3 protein-coding genes are annotated in these 2,315 nt (G+C 54.8%); all 3 read left to right on the forward strand.

Annotated features, from left to right (window positions below):
• Positions 1-34 precede the first annotated feature (34 nt).
• Genes ACTBDZ_RS17125 through ACTBDZ_RS17135 form a run of 3 tightly spaced genes read left to right on the forward strand, consistent with a single transcriptional unit; the run spans position 35 to position 2,285 of the window.
• Complete coding sequence (locus ACTBDZ_RS17125; RefSeq protein WP_438816186.1) at positions 35-928, forward strand: phage tail protein; 894 nt, start codon at positions 35-37, stop codon at positions 926-928.
• Positions 928-1,557, forward strand: coding sequence for a tail fiber assembly protein (locus ACTBDZ_RS17130; RefSeq protein ID WP_438816184.1), 630 nt, complete (start codon positions 928-930; stop codon positions 1,555-1,557). Before ACTBDZ_RS17125 ends, ACTBDZ_RS17130 begins: the two co-directional genes overlap by 1 nt.
• Positions 1,557-2,285, forward strand: coding sequence for a hypothetical protein (locus ACTBDZ_RS17135; protein ID WP_438816185.1), 729 nt, complete (start codon positions 1,557-1,559; stop codon positions 2,283-2,285). The genes ACTBDZ_RS17130 and ACTBDZ_RS17135 overlap by 1 nt, the downstream gene beginning before the upstream one ends.
• The last annotated feature ends 30 nt before the right edge of the window (positions 2,286-2,315 follow it).

Consider the following 2,315-nt stretch of genomic DNA (forward strand, 5'->3'; position numbering starts at 1 on the left):
GGGTTCACCCAGCGCTGTCGCTGGTTTTGGCGTCATGTTTGGATACGACACGAATACGCAAGGGCAACTCGTGTCAGGCGCTGGTGAGAGCGGACTTAAATTTAGGCGTAAAGGCGGTGGCGGTTGGCTAGCGTGGACAACACTTTTAGACCAGGAAACCGCGCAAACCGTCACGGCAATCAAAACGCACACCGCAGCCGTGGTAACAACAAACGCAGTTGCATTCCGTGGAACGTTGACAAACGGCCAAGTACGCAACTTAGCGCATATTAACTCTGAAGATATAGGGCATCTTGGGGATGGTGCAGTACCTACCACTATTCATGGTAGCGCAATGCCCTTAATACAAATTGGCGCTGGTGCATCCTACCCAATTCTAGCCAGCGGCTTTAACGCCGTAGCCGACGCAAACGGCTTATGGAAAACACCGGAGAGCGCCGAATTAACGCCGTCCTCAATAGGCGCATTGTCGGTCGATGAACTGGCGGGCATCCCGCTGCCATTCCCCAACGCCGTTGCGCCGACGGGGTGGCTGAACTGTAACGGTCAGGCATTCGATAAAACCCTGTATCCGGTGTTGGCCGCACGTTACCCCACCGGCAAGCTGCCCGACCTGCGCGGCGAATTTATTCGCGGTTGGGATGATGGGCGTAAAGTCGATACCGGCCGCAAATTACTGTCAGCACAAGGTGATGCAATTCGAAATATCACCGGGAAGTTTGCAAATAATGGTTTGGCTTGGGCTGAGGGCGCTTCATCGTCGGTGGGGGAAGGCGCATTTACTCGATTAGAGGGCCGTGTCACATCTAATAATTATTTTGGGGACGCTGGGTGTCAGTATGAACTCGATATATCGAAGGTCGTACCCACCGCAAATGAAAACCGTCCGCGCAACATCGCCTTTAATTACATTGTGAGAGCAGCATAATGAGCCACTATTCTACTGATATTGAAACCGCCGAATTAGACGAAAACGGCCTGAGTAAAAATGCAGGCTGGATCACGGTTTATCGCGTGCATCCGGACACACGGGAATACCAAAGCGCGAGCATGGAATACCTCATGCTCGGTGTAGGTCTTCCAGCACACAGTTACCCCAATAAACCGGTGTTGCCGCCAGCGGGTCAGGCATTACGGCGCACGGCGGATGGCAAGTCGTGGGAGCATGTACCCGATTATCGTGGTAAAACCGTTTACAACACCGGGACACGTGAAGCCTCGCCTATCACCACACTCGGTGAATTGACGGAAGGATTTACGCTACTTGAACCGGCAACCGAATTTGATGCCTGGGACGGGGAAAAGTGGGTGACGGACACGCAAGCCCAGCAAGCGGCTGAATCACGAGCGGCGCAGCAGACGGCACAGCAGGCGTTAACCTCACGCCTTACCGTGGCGAATGCCCGAATTCAAGCGCTGAGCGATGCGGTTGATCTGGGCATGGCGACGGAAGAAGAAAGCACAGCATTAACGGAATGGAAAACCTACCGTGTGTTGTTGAACCGTATCGATATCAACACCGCACCGGATATTACCTGGCCGGAGGCCCCGCAGTAATGTGGCGTGCTGCTGATATTCGTTTTCCGGCAGACACGGCCGCCATTAATTGCGCCGTGGTGCCGGTACATCCGTGGGTGTACGGCGCGGGCCAGAAAACGACAACTGGCAGTTATTTAAGCCCGGCCAATGCGCTGGCGTATCTGGCCCCACGTATCCAGGCGGCGCAAGGTGATAATCAGGTGGTTGTCATGATGGTTTGTGCCGCAGCCCACGCAGACTTTATGCAACGTTTGGCGGCATTGATGGCGGTTTTTCCGCTGCCCGATTTAACGCAAGTGGCGCGTATGGCACAAGCGGCGGCAGATCTGGAGACGGTAAAGATGCAGTTACCGGCGAAAGGCCAATCACTTCCCGCCGCCATCCGGTTATCGGTTGCCACCAACCGTCAGGCGATCAACGCGCAACGTATTGCGTCCGCACAGGCGCAAGCGGCAGTATTCAGCAGTGTGGATGCTATCAAAAGTCAGTTGGCCAGCTTTGCCGCTGAGCGTGGCAACCTGCTGGAAAAAATCAGCCTGGGGCTGAACGCATTACAGCAAGCCAGCGCCCGCGTCTGGGTATTTAGCGCTAAAGGACAAGGCAGCGTGATCGCTGCTGAAATGGTGAAGGACATTCCGCAACCGTCAACGGTGTATACCGCTGCGGTGATGTTTGTCGGGAAATCACTTAATGCACTGGAAGGCATGATCCATGAGCCAGATTATTACGCTCGCCCTCGATGGTGAGGCAATTCCCCTGCGTAGCCTGACGGTGAC

The sequence above is a fragment of the Symbiopectobacterium sp. genome (assembly GCF_051710365.1).
Lineage (GTDB): Bacteria > Pseudomonadota > Gammaproteobacteria > Enterobacterales > Enterobacteriaceae > Symbiopectobacterium.